Genomic DNA, 16,368 nt, shown 5'->3' with positions numbered 1-16,368 from the left:
CCTGCGCATGCGCCTTCTGCCACCCGGAGGCCCGGCTTTGTCAAACGCGGTGGCGCTGCATGTTGGACGCGCGCCGCAGGACGATGCAGATCTGTACGACGAAGACCTGCTGCGGGTCGTACACAAAAGCAAACCGCTGGCGGTGGCTGATCTGGAAGGCCTGGGCGCTTTGCGCGCTAGGGCTGGGCCGCCGCTGCCACGCGCGGCGGCCGGCCGGGTGATTCGCTAGTAGTAGTTCCCCAGCAGCGACCCGACCTCAATGAGCAGCAGCACCGCAAACATGCGCGCCAGACCGCTGAGGTCGGATGCGGGGCCCAGGGTTTCGTTGCGGTCCATGCCGTAAGGCCGGTACATGGCCGATGCAGTGGGAATCAACGCCACGGCCAGTCCGAACAGCACGGTCTTGAGCCCGAACAGCCAGGTCACCATCGGTGTGAATACACTGGCAAACATGCGCGTGTAGAGATCAAACCCGACCCAGCTGAGCCCATAAACGCTGAAATACACCATGACCAGCGACACCACGCACGACAAGGCCGCCAACGTGATCGAGGCATACATGCTGGCCACCACCAGCGGCAGCATCTCGGTGCGTACTGGGTCATAGCCGTGTTGGCGCAGACGCTCAAAATGCCCGTCCTCACGCATCTTGGCCAAGGAGGCCCCCGCAGGGATGGAGCAGCGCATCGCCACAAACAGCGCGGCCGTCAGCGGAATCAGCTCCAGCACCAGCACGCGGATGACCATCTCGACGGCCACGCGCGAGAGGCCATAGCTGGTCGCGGTAACAAAGACGATGCGCGCCACCACCAGGCACAGCAACGCGGCCAGCGCGGTAAAGCCCAGCAGGATGGGCGCCGTGTCGACATACATGCGGCGCATCAGGCGCGCGCGCGTCTGCGGGCCATAGCTGCTGGGTGACATCAGCATCACCAGCACCACGGCGCCCAGATAGAAAATGCGCCACCAGGCCACCGCCCAGCGGCGCGCGGTGCGCCAGGTCCGGTGGGGCCATTGGGGTTGGAGCAGACTTGCCAGCATCAGGCGATCATAGGCGATAGATGCCAGCATGGGCAGTGTTCAGCAGCATGCCGGCAGCGCCCAGCACGGCTGCCGCCCGCAGCCGCAGCAGCTCAGGACTTCTGGCGCGCCTTCCAGTCCTGCACCGCCTTCAAGGTCTGCTGCACGTGTTCGAGCGGATCGCTGCCCTCATGCGCATAGATCACCTTGCCGTCCGGAGCGATCACATAGGAAATGCGCGATGCTGTTCCGGGCCGTGCGGCCGAGCCCGCGTCATAGGCTTTGATGGCCTTGGCATCGGGATCGGACGCAACGCTGAACTGGTCGCGGCAGGCTTCGCTGGAGAAGCGCTGCATCGTCGCGATGTCATCGTGCGAGATGCCGACGACCTGGGCACCGGATGCCGCAAAAGCAGGCGTGGCTTCGGCAAACGCATGGGCCTCGATGGTGCAGCCCTGGCTGAAGGCCTTGGGGAAGAAGTACAGGACCACGGGGCCGCGCTTCAAGGCATCGGCCATGTCAAAACGCTGCACCTTGCCGGCCAATGCCGACTGGGTGCTGAAGAGCGGCGCCTGGGCGCCAACAGCCAGTGCCGCATGGCTGGGCAGGCTGACCAACGCCGCACAGCCCATGACTACCGAGGCCAGCGCCCCCACGAGTTTTGCTTTCATAGTCGATCCTTCTGTTGTCACTGTTGTCATCTGCATACGCCCAAGGCGGGGCTGTCAGCCGCTTGTCATGTTTTGCATGCTGCAACCTGCCTGCGCAACATCGCCCAACACCACAGCCCCTAGAATATGCCACCTGGCGTGATGGCATGCATCATCACCCCTTTGACCGTTTATGCAACTACCTCCTTGGCCGCCTCTGCGAAAGCCATGCGAAGGTGTCACTCTCAAGGAGACAACACAATGATGAAACAGATTCTGCAATGCGCCGCCGTGGCCCTTACGGTGGGTGCAGCATCGGGTGCCATGGCCCAGGGCCCGGGGGCAGACTACCCCGGCAGCAAGCCCGTACGCATGGTCGTGCCCTTTCCGCCAGGCGGCGGCACCGATATCCTCGCGCGCATCATTGCACAAAAGCTCAGCGAGCAGAACCACTGGACCGTGGTGGCGGACAACCGTGCGGGCGCCGGCGGCACCATCGGTATCAGCGAAGTGGCCAAGGCCCAGCCCAGCGGCTATGACATCGTCATGGGCCAGAAGGACAATGTGGTGCTGGGCTACTACCTGTACAAGGGCCTGCCCTGGAACCCCGGCAAGGACCTGACGCCCATTGCCCATGTGGCCTATTCGCCGGTGATCATCGCCACGTCGGAAAACAGCAAATTCAAGACCTTGAACGATGTGATCGCCGCAGCCAAGGCCGATCCCGGCAAGATCACCTACGGCTCTCCCGGCAATGGCACGAGCATCCACATCGCCGGCGTGCTGTTTGAGAAGGCGGCCGGCGTCAAGCTGACCCATGTGCCTTACAAGGGTTCCAACCCCGCGCTGCTCGACACCTTGTCCGGCAATGTCGACCTGCTGGTCTCTTCGGTGCCCTCGGCCATCGGTCAGATCAAGGCTGGCAAACTGCGTCCGCTGGCCGTCACCTCGGCCAAGCGCAGCACGTCGCTGCCGGATGTGCCCACCGTCGCCGAGCTGGGCATGAAAGGCTTTGATGTGAGCACCTGGTATGGGCTGTTTGGCCCCAAGAACCTGCCCGCCCCCATCGTCAGCAAGCTCAACACCGAGGTGAACAAGCTGCTGGGCCAGAAGGAAGTGCAGGATTCCATCCTGGCCCAGGGCGCCGAGCCGCAAGCCATGTCGGTGTCTGACTTCGACAAGTTCTTCCACAAGGACTTCCAGGATGCCAAGGCCATCGTCGAAGCCTCCGGCGCGACCATCCAGTAATCCGAAGGCTTCGGCACGACAAGGGCACCTTGCAGGTGCCCTTTTTTTGTGGCCACGCCCAGTGGCCCACGGCGCTGCAGGCGCTCAGGCGCCGTCGCCCTGGAATGCCTCGCGCCGCAGGGTCACCACCAGCGTGTCGCGGTGGCCGGCAGCCTCGCCCAGGGGCTGGATCGGCGTGCTCTCATGGATCATGCGGGCATCATCGAGCAGCATCAGCGACCAGGGCTCCGTCAACGTAAAGCGCAGGCCTTGCGGGCCCTGGGCATCAAACACCCGGGTCTCCCCGCCTTTGATGCCTTCGCGTGCCACCAGAAACACCGCCACCAGGTCCACGCCATCGCGGTGCGCGCCTTCAGGGGTGGGCCGGCCAATGCCCTCGGCGGTGTCGATGCGGAACTGGTGGGCCTCGGTGTACCAACGCGCGTGTTCAGCGCTGGGAAACAGCGCCTGCGCCGTGTGCCCCAGCGCCCGCATGATCTGGCTCCATGCCGGCAGCGCCTGCGTGGTGTCCGTCACCGGTTCAAACCAGCGCTGCATGCCGCCATGCAAGGCGTTGTATTCCACCGGCTGCCAGTGGGCACGGTGGGCCACCGCCTGCACCTGGTCATCCTGCACCACATAGCAGGAATGGCGGCGCTTGCGGTACCGGCCGCCATCCTTGAGGTACGCATCGTGGGGCATCGCCTCCCAGTGGCCGCTGAGCGCCGCCAGCTCCTCTGGCTGGCAGGCGGCCCACTGTGCAACCGCTGCGGGGCTCAGCACCGCATAGCCATAGGCGCGCAAGGTGCCGTCTACTGTGTCGGCATCGCAATAGGGAGGGGGAAAGGACTGCATGTAAAACTCCGTCAAGCGGGCGAGCTTACGGCGGTCTCAAAAGCATTGCGTGCTACACAACTTTGGGCAGCGCCGCAGCACTGCCCGCTGGCATGCCGTAGCACGCGCATGGGGCCCGGTTCGCGCCATCCCTGTCGCCGGGCGGCGCGCGCGGTCTTACTGGCGCACGACCAGCACCGGGATCAGGCTGTCGCTCAGCACCCGCTGGGTCACGCTGCCCAGCACCAGCTTTTCCAGGCCCTTGCGGCCATGCGACCCCATGACGATCAGGTCGGCACCGGTGGTTTTGACGGCTTCCATCACACCGTCGTGTACGGAGTGGCCTTCGCCCATCACGGTGTCGACGGGGATGCCCGCTTGCTCCATCGCGGATTTGACGGCGTCGAGCGCGGTGTGCGCATCGGCCGTGGCGGCCGACAGGTACTGCGCCTGGCCATAGGCAAAGTCGGCGCCCACGCCGGTAAAGGGATAAGGATCGATCACATAGACCGCCGTGACCTGGCTGCCAAAGGCCTTGGCAAGACCGGCGGCCTTGTTGACTGCGAGCATGGAGGTGGCAGACCCATCGACCGGCACCAGAATATGTTTGAACATAGTGTCACTCCTTTTAGTTGTTCCATGCATAACTTACTCTAAAACGCATGCCCCGGCAAACGGACGCGCACCGGTTGCGCGGCAGCGCCCTGCAGTGGTTGCGCGGGGTTTGTGCTGCATCAAAGGGTGGCCGGGCCCGCTGCCCGCGCCGCATAATGTCTTCTCCGCCCTGCTGGGCAGCTACGCCTCTTGAAACCATGACAACACCGCTGCGCTCTCTTGGTCGATCCCCGCTGCAGGTCTCTTCTCTGTGCCTGGGTGGCAATGTATTTGGCTGGACGGCCGACGAGGCCACCAGTTTCAGGCTGCTGGACGCCTGGCTGGATGCCGGCATGAACTTTGTCGATACCGCTGACGTGTACTCGCGCTGGGCGCCAGGCCACAGCGGCGGCGAGTCCGAACGCGTGCTGGGCAAATGGCTGCGCAGCTCGGGCAAGCGCGCGCAAGTGGTGCTGGCGACCAAGGTCGGCAAGGACATGGGCGATGGCAAGGTCGGCCTGCGCCCGGAGTACATTCGCCAGGCGGTCGATGCCTCACTGCAGCGCCTGCAGACCGACTACATCGACCTCTACCAATCGCATGACGACGACGCGCAGGTGCCGCTGGCCGATGTGATGGGCACCTTTGGCGAGCTGATCGCCGAGGGCAAGGTGCGGGCGGTAGGTGCCAGCAACTACAGCGCTGCACGGCTGGCAGAGGCGCTGCAGACCAGCGAGCAGCATGGTCTGGCACGTTATGAGAGTCTGCAGCCGCTCTACAACCTCTACGACCGTGCCGTGTTCGAGAAAGAGCTGCAGCCGCTGTGCGTTGCGCATGGCGTAGGCGTCATCAATTTCTACAGCCTGGCCGCCGGCTTTTTGACCGGCAAATACCGCAAGGCCGAAGATGCCAGCAAAAGCCCGCGCGGCGCCAAGACCACCCAGCTCTACCTCAATGACCGGGGCGTGCGCATTCTGGCCGCGCTGGAACAGGTCAGCGCCCGTGTCGCTGCACCGATGGGCGAAGTGGCTGTTGCCTGGGTCATGCGCCAGCCGGCCATTGCATCGCCGATTGCCAGTGCCAGCAACCTGGAGCAGCTGCAGTCGCTGATCCGCGCCAGCCAGTTGCAGCTGGATGCCGATGCCATGGCCACGCTCAACGCCGCCAGCGCCGAGGCTTGATGCCCCTGGGCTAGACAGGCTAGGCCAGCAGAGCCGGCAATATCTGCGCCGAAGGCAGGCGCCAGCACTGGTCAGCCACGCTGTCCAGTTCGGTGGGCTCTGGGTTGATGACCACCACATGGGCGCCACCCCGGGCCGCAATATGGGCCAGGCCAGCCGCAGGGTACACATGGCCAGAGGTGCCAATCACCAGCATCAGGTCACAGCCCTTGGCCGCATCTTGCGCCTGCTGCAGCTCGGCCTGTGGCAGAGCTTCGCCAAACCAGACGACACCCGGGCGCAGGTAGTTGCCGCAACCAGGGCACTGGGGCGGCGCATCGCCTTCGGTGAAACGGGCATCGCAACAGGCCTTGGGCGGCAGCAGCCAGCGGTTGTCCATCAGGTTGCCGTGCAGGCACAGCACCGGCCTGCTGCCGGCACGTTGGTGCAGGCCATCCACATTCTGTGTGACCAGGGTTATCCGATCAGGATGGCGCGCCTGCCATTGCGCCAGCGCCACATGGCCGGCATTGGGCATCACCCGGCCGATGAGATCACGGCGGTACTGGTACCAGTCCCAGACCCGCTGCGGATGAGCCAGAAAACCCGCCTCGCTGGCCATCTCCTCCGGGCTGAACTGGGCCCAGTAACCCGTCTGCGCATCCCGAAACGTGGGAACACCCGACTCGGCACTCGCCCCCGCGCCCGTCAGCACCAGCACATGCCGCGCGTTTTGCAAGCGCTGTCGCAGGCTGGCAATTTCTGTATCAGCAATAGGCGGGCCTGCGGGCGCATGCAAGGAGTCAAAAGTCATATATGCCAAGTCAAATTCGGAGTGCCCAGCATACGGCAAGCCGCAAGCACTGCCGCCGCACTGCGGCTTGGTGTTGGCTGCCACCGCAACGCGGCTTACATTCTGAAACGGCCGCTGCCATTTGGTGATGGACAGATGCCCGCGCTGGCGCCCAGAATGGCTGACCATAACAAGGAGACAAAGATGCAATTCATCCCCTATCTGAACTTCGATGGCCATTGTGCCGAGGCCATGGCTTTTTACGCCCAGCTGTTTGGCGGCCAGATCATGCACCAGATGCGCTTTAGCGACATGCCGCCCAGCGAGGGCATGCCGCCGCTTCCGCCTGAAGCGCAATCCCGGCTGATGCACGCGCATCTGCAGGTGGGCAGCCAGGCCATCATGGCCTCGGACACGATGCCTGCAGTGCCAGGCGGCGGTCCCGAGACCTGTGGTGGCGGCTATGTCAAACCCCAGGGCATGTGGGTGTCCATCGGTGTGGATTCCGCAGCCGATGGCCAGCGCATCTTCAACGGCCTGGCGGACGGTGGCCAGGTCGCGATGCCATTCTCCGCCACCTTCTGGTCACCGGGCTTCGGCATGGTGACCGACCTTTTTGGCACGCCGTGGATGGTGAACGTCCAAACGCAGCCCGCTGCCTGATCCCGCTGTCTGAGGCCCAACCACCGCACCGAGCCACCCACCATGTCTGTACAGCCCCATCTCCATGATCTGGTACTCAGCCGCCTGATCAACGCCCCTGCCGCCACCCTCTACCGCTGCTGGACCGAGCCTGCACTGCTTAGCCAATGGTTTGTGCCCAGGCCCTGGACGATTGCCAGCGCCGACATCGATGTGCGCGTCGGCGGCGGCAGCCAGATCGTCATGTGCGACCCGCAAGGCAACGAGTACCCCAATGCCGGCGTGTACCTGGAGGTGGTGCCGGACCGCATGCTGGTCTTTACCGATGCCTACACCGCTGGCTGGGTGCCCAGTACCAAACCTTTCATGACCGCCATCATCGAGTTTGAGCCCGATGGCGGCCAGACCCGCTACACCGCTACCGTGCGGCACTGGAGCGAAGAGACCCGCAAGCAGCATGAGGCCATGGGCTTTCACACCGGTTGGGGCTTGGCCACCGACCAGTTGGTGGCCCTGGCTGCCACGCTGTAGCCAAGGCGTGGCCGCTGCCGTTGCCATGTAGCGGCTATGCATCACAGCGCCGTTGGGCGCCAAGGAGACCCCCATGCCCTATGTCGATGGATTTGTAGTGCCGGTGCCCCGCGCCCAGCTGGATGCCTACCGCGCCATGGCCGAGGCAGCCGGCAAAGTCTGGATGGAACATGGCGCGCTGCAGTACTGGGAATGTGTGGGCGACGATGTGCCCGATGGCGAAGTCACCTCGTTCCCGATGGCCGTCAAGCTGCAGCCTGATGAGGTCGCCTGCTTTTCCTGGATCGTCTACACCTCACGCGCCGAGCGCGACCGCATCAATGCCGCGGTGATGGCCGACCCGCGCCTGGCCGACATGCAATCGGCGAACATGCCGTTCGATGCCAAGCGCATGATTTTTGGCGGCTTTACACCGGTCGTGCAGCTGGGAACCTGATAGGCCCGGCCCCGGCCCGGCCAAGCCAGGCTGAGCGCCGTCAGCCCAAAACCCCGGCCATCTCGGCCCGCACCAGCAGCCCTTTCAAGGCCTCGCTCTTGCGCAGCTGCAGCTGGCCCTCATAGCCCTGCACAATCTGCTGCGCAATCGCCAGGCCCAGGCCCGTGCCTGCGACCGTCTCGTCAAAGCGCTTGCCCCGCGCACCGGCCGCCTGCATCTGTGCGCCCGTCATGCCCGGACCATCGTCCTCTACCTGCAGCACCAGGCCCTGGGTGGCGTTGCCCTGCACCGTCAGCCGCACCTGGGAGGCAGCCCACTTGCCGGCGTTGTCCAGCAGGTTGCCCAGCAACTCTTCCAGATCGGCGCGCTCACCCCGCCACCACAAGGCGTTGCCCGCTTCCACCATCTGCCAGTCCAGGCCGCTGGCCTGGTGCAGCTGGCGCAGCATCGCCAGCATCTGCCGCGCGCAGGCCAGCACGTCGATCGGCAAGCCCGCGCTTGCGCCATGTACCAAGGTCGCATCGCTGAAGGTACGGGCCTGGTAGCGGTCAATCAGCCGCGCCATCGCCGTGGTCTGCTGCTGCACCAGCTGCGCTGGTACGGTTGCGCCGCTGCCGGCATGGGCCATCAGCAGCGATAAGGGTTTTTTCAGCGCATGGTTCAGGTCGGCCGCGTGCGAGCGCGAGCGCTCCACCACCTGGGTGTTGCGTGCCAGCAAGGCCGCCAACTCCTGCTGCAAGGGCTGCAAGTCCGTGCCCAGCGGCAACTGGGCAATCTGCTCGGTGGCAGACGGCGCCCCTGGCAACGGCTTGCCCAGGCCGGCAATCACATCGACCAGGCGCTTGAGCGGGGCCAGGCCCACGCGCAGCTGCAGCCAGACCAGCGCGCCAATCAGCAACAGCAGTACCGCGCCGGTGACCCCGAGGATCTGGTCGATGCGGCGCAGGCTGGCCATCAATGGCTGCGCGGGACCAAAGACCTGCAAATACATCGGCGCTGCGCCTGCGCCCAGTGGCACCGGAAAATGCTGCACCAACAGCGCCTCCCGCTGTGGGCCGGCCGCCTGTTGCAGTCGTTCGCTGCCCCACAGTCCGCCCTGCTCCACCACCAGGTCCGGCTGGTCCCACAGCGATCGCGAGCGGGCCAGCACTACCGGTGCAGCCGCCGTGCGCAACTGCGCCGGTGGCTGGCCCTGCAGCTGCCAGTACCACCCCGAGAAAATGGCACTGAACTCGTCACTGCCGCCGGCCGCCTCCTGCACCTTGCCATCGGGCAGCAACGCCAGGCGGGCATTGATGCGCTCGGATTTCTCTTCCAAGGTGCGCGACATGCTGCCCAGCAGGCTGGCATGCACCTCGTAGCGCAGCCACCATCCGCCCAGCACCATCACCAGCAGGCTGGGCACGATGACCAACGCAGCCATGCGCGCAGCGAGCGACCAGCGCCGCACATGCGGGCGCCGGGAGGCAGGGCTCAGAGGCAAGACCATGGTGCTGGGCATCGGCAGCGCTAGCTGGGCGCGTTCAGGCGAAAGCCCTGCCCGCGCTCGGTTACCAGCAGATCGGACTGGCGCAGCTTGCGCCGTATGCGGCCGATCAGCACGTCGATGGTGTTGGAGTCCGGGTCCAGATCGCGGGCATAGACATGCTCGCTGATCTCGGTGCGCGACAGCACCCGGTTGGGGTGGTGCATCAGATAGGCCAGAATCTTGTGCTCCTGCGCCGTCAGTTGCAGACTCTGGCCGTCCTGCAAGAAGCGGCCGGCCGTCACGTCGTACTCCAGGCAGCCTGCCCGCAGCACCGTGGCAGCACTGCCCGAGGTGCGGCGCAGCATGGCGCGCAGGCGCAGCACCACCTCATCGAGCATGAAGGGCTTGGTCAGGTAGTCGTCGGCGCCCGCACCAAATCCCGCCACCTTGTCGCTCCAGCGGTTGCGGGCGGTCAGGATCAGCACGGGCCACTGGCAGCCCGCCTCGCGCCAATCGCGCAACACCGTCAAACCATCGCGCTGGGGCAGGCCCAGGTCCAGCACGGCTGCATCGTATTGCTCGGTGCTGCCGGCAAAGGATGCGGCATCGCCATCGGCCTCCACATCGACCGAAAAGCCAGCACGCACCAGCGCCTGCTCCATCTGCGCTGCCAGTTCGGCATCGTCTTCCACGACCAGAATGCGCATCCGCCGTCAATCCTCTATTTTTTGCTTGAGCACCTGCAGGCTGCGAGCGTCTACCTTGAGCTTCAAGGTGTTGCCGTTGCCCTGCAGCAACTCGATGTCGTAATAAGAGCCCTGGCGCTCGTCATGCTCCAGTTCCACCTCCAGCACCTGGCCGGAAAACCGGGGCGCCAGCGCGTGCAATACCTCGTCCACCCGCTTGAGCGGCGCCGGGTTGCGGGCCTTGGCCTGGGCCGATGGCAGCACCTGGCCAGTGGCCGCATCCATCACCAGCTTGCGGTAGCCCTGCTGGTCCGCGCTGAGCTTGATTTCATAGACGCCCCGGCCCTGGCTGTCGCGCTCGAACTCCACATCGGTGATGCGGCTGGTGTGCTGCTGGGCCAGCTTGGCCAGGTACTGGGCCAGCTCCAGCATGCCCAGTGCCTGCGAGCGGTCCTTGGCAACTTGCTGCACGGTCTGGCCGCTGGCTGCGTCGATCAGCAGCTCTTGCTTGAGGCCCTGGTGGTCCACCAGCTTGATCTCGTAGCGCAGCTCGCCCTTGGGGCCGCGCTTGGTCTCGACATCCACCACGCGGCCGGCCTGGCTGGCGGCAATATCGCTCAGTATGGCCGACAGGGGCTTGTACTGGCCGGTGGCTACCGCCGCACGCACGGCATCATGCTCGGCGGCCTGGCTGGCGCCGCCCAGCAGCAAGCTGCCGGCCAGCGACCAGGCAGCAATGCAAGAAAAGCGGGGTGGAATTTGCGCCATGGCTGGCATTATGACAAGCGCGATTAAACAGACCATGAACGGCCGCTTCACACTGCGTTTAGGGCCGTTTTTCAATACTTCAGTCCATGACGAATCAGCCACCTGCTGGTTTGCATGCCAACACATTGAAGGGATTGAACCATGAAGAAGACCACCATTGCCTGGATCCTGGGTGCCGCCAGCGTCGCTGCCAGCCTGCCGTTTGCCGCCCAGGCCTACAACGCCCAGGAAGTGCTCAACAGCATCACCGCCAGCGGCCTGGTTGCCCCCCAGGACCTGGAAAAGCAATACGGTTACTGGACCGCGAAGGCCACCCAGCAGGACGGCAACCGCGCCTATGTGCTGGTTAACGATGCTGACGGCAGCCTGCTGGCCATCCGCAAGGCCGAGCTGGGCACCACCTACCCAGGTGCCAGCCAAGTCACTGCCAAGCTGCAGTCGCTCGGCTATGGCCAGATCAAGGAGGTGGAGTTTGACGATGGTTTCTGGGAGGCCAAGGTGCGCGGCGCCAATGGCATCAAGCAAAAGCTGGTGCTGCACCCGGTAAGCCTGGAGGTGCTGTCCCAGCCCGGCCAGCCTGCCCCCAACCCTGGTGCCGGTGCGGGCAGCGCCATGCTGAGCGCAGCGCAGATCCACCAGCTGCTGACCCAGGCGGGCTATACCCATATCCGCGACCTGGAGCTCGATGACGGCATCTGGGAAGCCGATGCGATCAATGCCCAGGGTTTCCGCGTGGAGCTGAAGATCCACCCCGAAACCGGGGTGGTGCTGCGTGAAAAGCTGGACGACTAAGCCGCCCCCACAAAAGCAAAAGGCTGAGCCCGATGGGGTTCAGCCTTTTTTCTTTGGCGCAGCGCCTGGGACGCTGCGCAGTGGGACGGGGTTGTTAACCCGCCTTGGCAGGCGTGCGCTGGCGCAGCGCTTCATACAGGCAAACGCCGCTGGCCACCGACACGTTGAGGCTGGAGACGGCCCCCATCATCGGGATGCCGATCAGCTCATCGCAGGTCTTGCGCGTGAGCTGGCGCATGCCGTCGCCCTCGGCGCCCAGCACCAGGGCCACGGGGCCCTTCAGGTCCACCTGGTACAAGGTGTTGGGGGCGTCGTCACTGGTGCCAATGATCCAGACATTGCGCTCCTTGAGCTCCTTCAAGGTACGCGCCAGGTTGGTCACCATGAAATACGGCACCGTCTCGGCGGCACCACTGGCCACCTTGGCCACCGTGGCGTTGATGCCCACGGCATGGTCCTTGGGCGCAATCACTGCATGGGCGCCGGCACCATCGGCCACGCGCAGGCAGGCACCCAGGTTGTGCGGGTCGGTCACGCCGTCCAGCACCAGCAGCAGCGGCGAGGTGACGCCGGCTTCTTCCAGGTCGTCGAGCAGCTCATCCAAGGTGCGGGTGTCCTTGATCTCTTCGACGCGGGCAGCCACGCCCTGGTGGCCATGCGAGCCTGCCAGCTTCGCGATGCGTGGGGCATCCGCTTCGATCAGCCGCACCCCCGCCTCTTTGGCGCGCTCAAGGAACTGGCGCATGCGCGCATCGCGGCGCGTGGACTCGAAATAGACTTCGATGATCGATTTGGGCGCAGTCTTCATGCGCACACCAACGGCATGGAAGCCGAACAACACTTTGGGGGATGACATAGGCCAGCATTATCGCTGCTTGCCCATACCCCGGGGGCGCAGCGACAATCCTGCGCAAGGGCGACCAGCCGCGCCTTCGCAAAACGGCTCACTCTGCGACGCTCCCAGCCCATGACCTCTACCCCCTCCGCAGCCTTTGCGGCCCACGTGATCGATATCCATGGCAGCGATGGCGCCCAGTCTGTGCCCGATCCCCATCTGCATCCCCTGCCCTTCCTGCAGTACCTGTACCGGGTGGCGGTGCGCGATGCCCTGCCGCTCGAAGGCCTGCGCCAGCATTTGCCCGCAGTGCCCAAGGGCCGCACCCTGGTGATTGGCGCGGGCAAGGCGGGCGCGGCAATGGCGCAGGCGATGGAGCAGCTCTGGCCCCTGCAGGCGCCGCTGTCGGGCCTGGTCGTTACCCGCTACGGGCATATACCGCCGCGCCCGCCGGGCCTGGCCCAGCGCATCGAGGTGGTGGAAGCCGCCCACCCCGTGCCCGATGCCGCCGGCCTGCTTGCGGCAGAGCGCATGCTGGCGCTGACTGAAGGGCTGAGCGCCGATGACCTGGTGGTCTGCCTGATCTCGGGCGGCGGCTCCGCGCTGCTGACCTTGCCGGCCGAAGGCCTCAGCCTGGCCGACAAGCAGCGCATCAACCGGGCGCTGCTGGAGAGCGGCGCCCACATTGGCGAGATGAACTGCGTGCGCAAGCACCTCTCGCGCATCAAGGGCGGGCGCCTGGGCGCCGCCTGCCACCCGGCGCAGGTGGTCAGCCTGCTGATCAGCGACGTGCCTGGTGATTCGCCCGCCATCATCGCCAGCGGCCCCACGGTGCCCGACCCCAGCAGCTGCGCCGATGCGCTGGCGATTTTGGAGCGCTATGCGATTGCGCTACCCGAGCCTGTGCGTGCAGCGCTGCACAGCGGCGCGCTGGAAACCCCCAAGCCCGGCGACCCGCGCTTTGCCGGCCACCAGGTGCAACTGATCGCCACGCCGCAGCAGTCCTTGCAGGCAGCGGCCGCTGCCGCACGCGATGCCGGCATCGCCTGCCATGTGCTCAGCGACGAGATGGAGGGTGAATCGCGTGAGGTGGCCAAGGTGCATGCGGCGCTGGCCCGTGCCGTGGCCTTGCATGGCCAGCCCTTTGCACGGCCCTGTGTGATTCTGTCTGGCGGTGAGACCACGGTGACGGTGCGCAAATCGGCCGACGGCGCCGCGCGGGGCCGGGGCGGCCGTGCGGGCGAGTTCTGCCTGGGCCTGGCCCAGGCGCTGCAGGCCGTGCCCGGCGTATGGGCGCTGGCCGCTGATACCGATGGCATTGATGGAGTGGAAGACAATGCCGGCGCCGTGGTGACGCCGGACACGCTGGCCCGGGCCGCTGCGCTGCAGCTTAAACCTGCCGCCTACCAGGACCGCAATGACAGCTATGGCTTTTTTGGCCCGCTGGGCGACCTGGTGGTGACCGGCCCGACCCACACCAATGTGAATGATTTTCGGGCGCTGCTGGTGCTGCAGCCGATGGATGCCGCGATGAAAAAAGCGGCCAGCTGACGCTGACCGCTTCGTCATCGTTGGCCTGGCTCAGCGGCTGCCAAAACGGCCACGGCAACCGCGCGTGACCCAGATGCGGCGCGCGCGGTCGTCATAGCCCCAGGTGTAGCCTTCGCGGCAGCTGTCGCTGGACAGCTGCTCCAGCAGCACCGGGCGGCCCCAGCGCGCATTCCACTCGCAGCTGTTGTCGCGGCGGTCATCGCTGCTGCAGGTCAGCTCACGGCCCTGGCCATAGCCGGGGTTGGGCCGGCCACCACCGTAGCCGCTGCTGATTGCAAAGTCGGCGCGGCAGCCACGGCTGACCCAGACCGAATCACCGCTCTGGCCCCAGCTGCGGCCCTCATCGCAGCGCGAATCCGAGAGCTGGCGGGCGACCTCGACCCGGGTGCCACGTGGAATCGCGCACTCGCGCATGCGGCCGTCATTGCTTTCGCAGCGCACCCGCTGGTTGCTGCCGCCGCCTCCCCAGCCACCGCCACTCCAGCCGCCACCACCTCGGCCGTCTGCAAAACGGGCGCGGCAGCCGTCGGTCACCCAGACCACGCCTCCGCCACGGTGGCCCCAGCTGCGGCCTTCCACGCAGGAGGCGCTCGACAAGGTCTCGCTCACCACCGGGTCGCGGAAGGGAGTGCGGCATTCGCGCGTGCGTCCGTCCTGGCTCTCGCAGGTCACCTCACCATCGCGCCCGTATTGCGCCTGCGCCGCAGGGGCGATGGCCGCCAATGCCAGTGCCAACGCGCCCAGCGCGGCGCCGCTCCATGTCGTTGTCGCCATTGCTCTCTCCTCGTTGTTGTCGTCGATGGGGGCCAAGGTTAACCCGAAATCAGCGGCGGTTTTGTAAGCCAAGCCAGCAAAAAAGGCGAGCCGTCGCTCGCCTGGGTCACGGTGGATTGCCACCCAATGATGCTCAGGGCATCACCGGCGGAATATAGGCCAGCGTCTGGCCCAGGAACCACAGCAGGAACAGCACCACCGGGATATGCACCAGCAGCTGCACAAAGGTGAAGCCGATCAGATCGCGTGCCTTGAGACCCAGCACGCCCAACAGCGGCAGCATGTAGAAGGGGTTGATCAGATTGGGCAAAGCCTCGGCGGCGTTGTAAATCTGCACGGCCCAGCCCAGGTGGTACTGCAGGTCGTTGGCCACCTGCATCACATACGGTGCCTCGATGATCCACTTGCCGCCGCCCGAGGGGATGAAGAAGCCCAGGATGGCCGAGTAGACGCCCATCAGCAGCGCATAGGTGTCATGCGTGGCGATCTGGGTGAAGAAGGTCGAGATGTAGTGCGCAATCGTATGGCCATCCACGCCCTTGACCTCGGTCATGATTGCGGCAATGGAGCCATACAGCGGGAACTGGATCAGCACCCCGGTGGTGGTCGGCACGGCGCGCGCCACCGCATCCAGAAAGCTGCGCGGGCGCCAGTGCAGCAGGGCACCCACCATCAGAAAAATCAGGTTGTAGGTGTTGAGGCCCGAGATGGCCTGAATCGCCGGCTTGCTGGAGAACTCTTCCACCATCCAGCCGACCGCCAGCAGCACCAGAAAAATGATCAGGATGGGGCTGTGCTCCAGCCATTCACCGGGGCGGGTGGGCTTGGTCACCGGTTGCGCTTCGGCGCTGATGTCCACCTGGCAGGCGGCGGCATCCTTGGCGTTGGCAGCGCCGGGCGCCGTCACGTAGGCAATCACCAGCGAGATCAGCACCAGCGCCAGCAGCATCACGCCCGATTGCCACAGAAAAATCGTCTCGGTGAACGGGATCACACCGGTGATCGCCAGGATGGACGGCGGCAGGCTGGACGGATTGGCCTGCAGCTGCGCTGCCGACGAGGAAATGCCCAGCGCCCAGACAGCGCCCAGGCCCAGGTAGGCGGCGGCACCGGCGGCGCGGTAGTCCATTTTCAGATCGGTGCGGCGGGCCAGTGCCTTGACCAGCAGGCCGCCAAACACCAGGCTCAAGCCCCAGTTGAGCAGCGAGGCGACCATCGAGATCAGTGCCACCCAGGCCACCGCGCTGCGGCCATTGCCCGGCACCTTGGCCAGCGCTTCAATCAGCCGCGATGCAGGCTTGGAGCTGGCCACCACATAGCCGCCAATCACCACAAAGGCCATCTGCATCGTGAACGGGATCAGGCTCCAGAAACCCTTGCCAAAGGCCTTGCTGGTCTCTTGCACCGGCACACCGATGGCCAGCGCAGCCAGCACCACGATCGCAATACCCACGACCGCAAACACCCAGGAATCGGGAAACCACTTCTCGGCCCAAGCCGCACACCGCATCGCAAACCGCGCCGAACGGCTCTCTTCCAATTGCACCGACATAGTCACCTTTCTGTCTCTCGTTAAATTCAAAGCGCGGCGATCTTCTCACGCGGGC

Annotated in this window: 19 protein-coding genes; 8 read left to right on the top strand and 11 right to left on the bottom strand. The window is 65.3% G+C overall.

The features are described from left to right. The first annotated feature begins 37 nt into the window (after window positions 1-37). Window positions 38-229 carry a hypothetical protein gene (locus AB7A72_RS04890; protein ID WP_369459181.1) on the top strand — a complete coding sequence of 64 codons (192 nt, stop codon included), beginning with the start codon at window positions 38-40 and terminating at the stop codon, window positions 227-229. Here AB7A72_RS04890 and AB7A72_RS04885 read toward each other — a convergent pair. Further along, a complete protein-coding gene (locus tag AB7A72_RS04885; protein WP_239812699.1) occupies window positions 226-1,041 on the bottom strand; it encodes an MlaE family ABC transporter permease in 816 nt (271 codons plus the stop codon). The genes AB7A72_RS04890 and AB7A72_RS04885 overlap by 4 nt on opposite strands. 92 nt (window positions 1,042-1,133) lie before the next feature. Next, window positions 1,134-1,691 carry a peroxiredoxin gene (locus AB7A72_RS04880; RefSeq protein ID WP_312836263.1) on the bottom strand — a complete coding sequence of 186 codons (558 nt, stop codon included), beginning with the start codon at window positions 1,689-1,691 and terminating at the stop codon, window positions 1,134-1,136. Window positions 1,692-1,931: 240 nt separating this feature from the next. Here AB7A72_RS04880 and AB7A72_RS04875 point away from each other — a divergent pair, with 240 nt between their 5' ends. Continuing rightward, the gene (locus AB7A72_RS04875; RefSeq protein WP_312409173.1) at window positions 1,932-2,918 is read left to right on the top strand and encodes a Bug family tripartite tricarboxylate transporter substrate binding protein; all 987 of its coding nucleotides are present in this window, start codon (window positions 1,932-1,934) and stop codon (window positions 2,916-2,918) included. An 84-nt stretch (window positions 2,919-3,002) separates the two neighbouring features. Here the strand turns inward: AB7A72_RS04875 and AB7A72_RS04870 are convergent, their stop codons facing one another. Both AB7A72_RS04870 and AB7A72_RS04865 read right to left on the bottom strand, forming a co-directional pair. After that, window positions 3,003-3,752 (bottom strand): 2OG-Fe dioxygenase family protein, encoded by a 750-nt coding sequence (locus AB7A72_RS04870; RefSeq protein ID WP_369459180.1) that lies wholly within the window; start codon window positions 3,750-3,752, stop codon window positions 3,003-3,005. A gap of 156 nt (window positions 3,753-3,908) precedes the next feature. After that, a complete protein-coding gene (locus AB7A72_RS04865; RefSeq protein ID WP_239812143.1) occupies window positions 3,909-4,346 on the bottom strand; it encodes a universal stress protein in 438 nt (145 codons plus the stop codon). A gap of 197 nt (window positions 4,347-4,543) precedes the next feature. Between AB7A72_RS04865 and AB7A72_RS04860 the strand changes: the two genes are divergently transcribed. After that, a complete protein-coding gene (locus tag AB7A72_RS04860) occupies window positions 4,544-5,506 on the top strand; it encodes an aldo/keto reductase (RefSeq protein ID WP_369459179.1) in 963 nt (320 codons plus the stop codon). Between the two features lie 19 nt (window positions 5,507-5,525). On the opposite strand, the gene AB7A72_RS04855 is transcribed toward AB7A72_RS04860, so the two are convergent. Next, window positions 5,526-6,299 carry an SIR2 family NAD-dependent protein deacylase gene (locus AB7A72_RS04855; RefSeq protein ID WP_369459178.1) on the bottom strand — a complete coding sequence of 258 codons (774 nt, stop codon included), beginning with the start codon at window positions 6,297-6,299 and terminating at the stop codon, window positions 5,526-5,528. 183 nt (window positions 6,300-6,482) lie between these two features. Here AB7A72_RS04855 and AB7A72_RS04850 point away from each other — a divergent pair, with 183 nt between their 5' ends. The 3 genes from AB7A72_RS04850 to AB7A72_RS04840 all read left to right on the top strand — a co-directional run bounded on the left by AB7A72_RS04850 (window position 6,483) and on the right by AB7A72_RS04840 (window position 7,887). Next, window positions 6,483-6,941: a VOC family protein gene (locus tag AB7A72_RS04850; RefSeq protein WP_369459177.1), complete on the top strand. Its 459-nt coding sequence runs from the start codon at window positions 6,483-6,485 to the stop codon at window positions 6,939-6,941. A 42-nt stretch (window positions 6,942-6,983) separates the two neighbouring features. Continuing rightward, complete coding sequence (locus tag AB7A72_RS04845) at window positions 6,984-7,451, top strand: SRPBCC family protein (protein ID WP_369459176.1); 468 nt, start codon at window positions 6,984-6,986, stop codon at window positions 7,449-7,451. 73 nt (window positions 7,452-7,524) lie between these two features. Then, window positions 7,525-7,887, top strand: a complete 363-nt coding sequence (locus AB7A72_RS04840) for a DUF1428 domain-containing protein (protein WP_369459175.1) — start codon at window positions 7,525-7,527, stop codon at window positions 7,885-7,887. A gap of 40 nt (window positions 7,888-7,927) precedes the next feature. On the opposite strand, the gene AB7A72_RS04835 is transcribed toward AB7A72_RS04840, so the two are convergent. Genes AB7A72_RS04835 through AB7A72_RS04825 form a run of 3 tightly spaced genes read right to left on the bottom strand, consistent with a single transcriptional unit; the run spans window position 7,928 to window position 10,809 of the window. After that, complete coding sequence (locus AB7A72_RS04835) at window positions 7,928-9,376, bottom strand: sensor histidine kinase (RefSeq protein ID WP_369459174.1); 1,449 nt, start codon at window positions 9,374-9,376, stop codon at window positions 7,928-7,930. Between the two features lie 20 nt (window positions 9,377-9,396). After that, on the bottom strand, window positions 9,397-10,062 hold the full coding sequence (locus tag AB7A72_RS04830; RefSeq protein WP_369459173.1) for a response regulator transcription factor: 666 nt from the start codon (window positions 10,060-10,062) through the stop codon (window positions 9,397-9,399). Window positions 10,063-10,068: 6 nt separating this feature from the next. Further along, window positions 10,069-10,809, bottom strand: a complete 741-nt coding sequence (locus AB7A72_RS04825) for a PepSY domain-containing protein (protein WP_312451413.1) — start codon at window positions 10,807-10,809, stop codon at window positions 10,069-10,071. A 141-nt stretch (window positions 10,810-10,950) separates the two neighbouring features. Here AB7A72_RS04825 and AB7A72_RS04820 point away from each other — a divergent pair, with 141 nt between their 5' ends. After that, complete coding sequence (locus AB7A72_RS04820) at window positions 10,951-11,601, top strand: PepSY domain-containing protein (RefSeq protein ID WP_239812152.1); 651 nt, start codon at window positions 10,951-10,953, stop codon at window positions 11,599-11,601. Window positions 11,602-11,695: 94 nt separating this feature from the next. Here the strand turns inward: AB7A72_RS04820 and rlmB are convergent, their stop codons facing one another. After that, a complete protein-coding gene (gene rlmB, locus AB7A72_RS04815; protein WP_116925577.1) occupies window positions 11,696-12,457 on the bottom strand; it encodes a 23S rRNA (guanosine(2251)-2'-O)-methyltransferase RlmB in 762 nt (253 codons plus the stop codon). A 111-nt stretch (window positions 12,458-12,568) separates the two neighbouring features. Between rlmB and AB7A72_RS04810 the strand changes: the two genes are divergently transcribed. Next, window positions 12,569-13,987: a glycerate kinase type-2 family protein gene (locus AB7A72_RS04810; RefSeq protein WP_369459172.1), complete on the top strand. Its 1,419-nt coding sequence runs from the start codon at window positions 12,569-12,571 to the stop codon at window positions 13,985-13,987. 30 nt (window positions 13,988-14,017) lie between these two features. Here the strand turns inward: AB7A72_RS04810 and AB7A72_RS04805 are convergent, their stop codons facing one another. Both AB7A72_RS04805 and AB7A72_RS04800 read right to left on the bottom strand, forming a co-directional pair. Beyond that, window positions 14,018-14,761: a DUF3011 domain-containing protein gene (locus tag AB7A72_RS04805; protein WP_369459171.1), complete on the bottom strand. Its 744-nt coding sequence runs from the start codon at window positions 14,759-14,761 to the stop codon at window positions 14,018-14,020. A 133-nt stretch (window positions 14,762-14,894) separates the two neighbouring features. Continuing rightward, a complete protein-coding gene (locus AB7A72_RS04800; RefSeq protein WP_369459170.1) occupies window positions 14,895-16,313 on the bottom strand; it encodes a short-chain fatty acid transporter in 1,419 nt (472 codons plus the stop codon). Window positions 16,314-16,368: the final 55 nt, after the last annotated feature.

Source organism: Comamonas sediminis (assembly GCF_041107495.1).
Taxonomy (GTDB): Bacteria; Pseudomonadota; Gammaproteobacteria; order Burkholderiales; family Burkholderiaceae_C; genus Comamonas; species Comamonas sediminis.
Note: the sequence above shows the minus strand (reverse complement) of the source record. Positions and strands in the feature narration are given on the sequence as shown.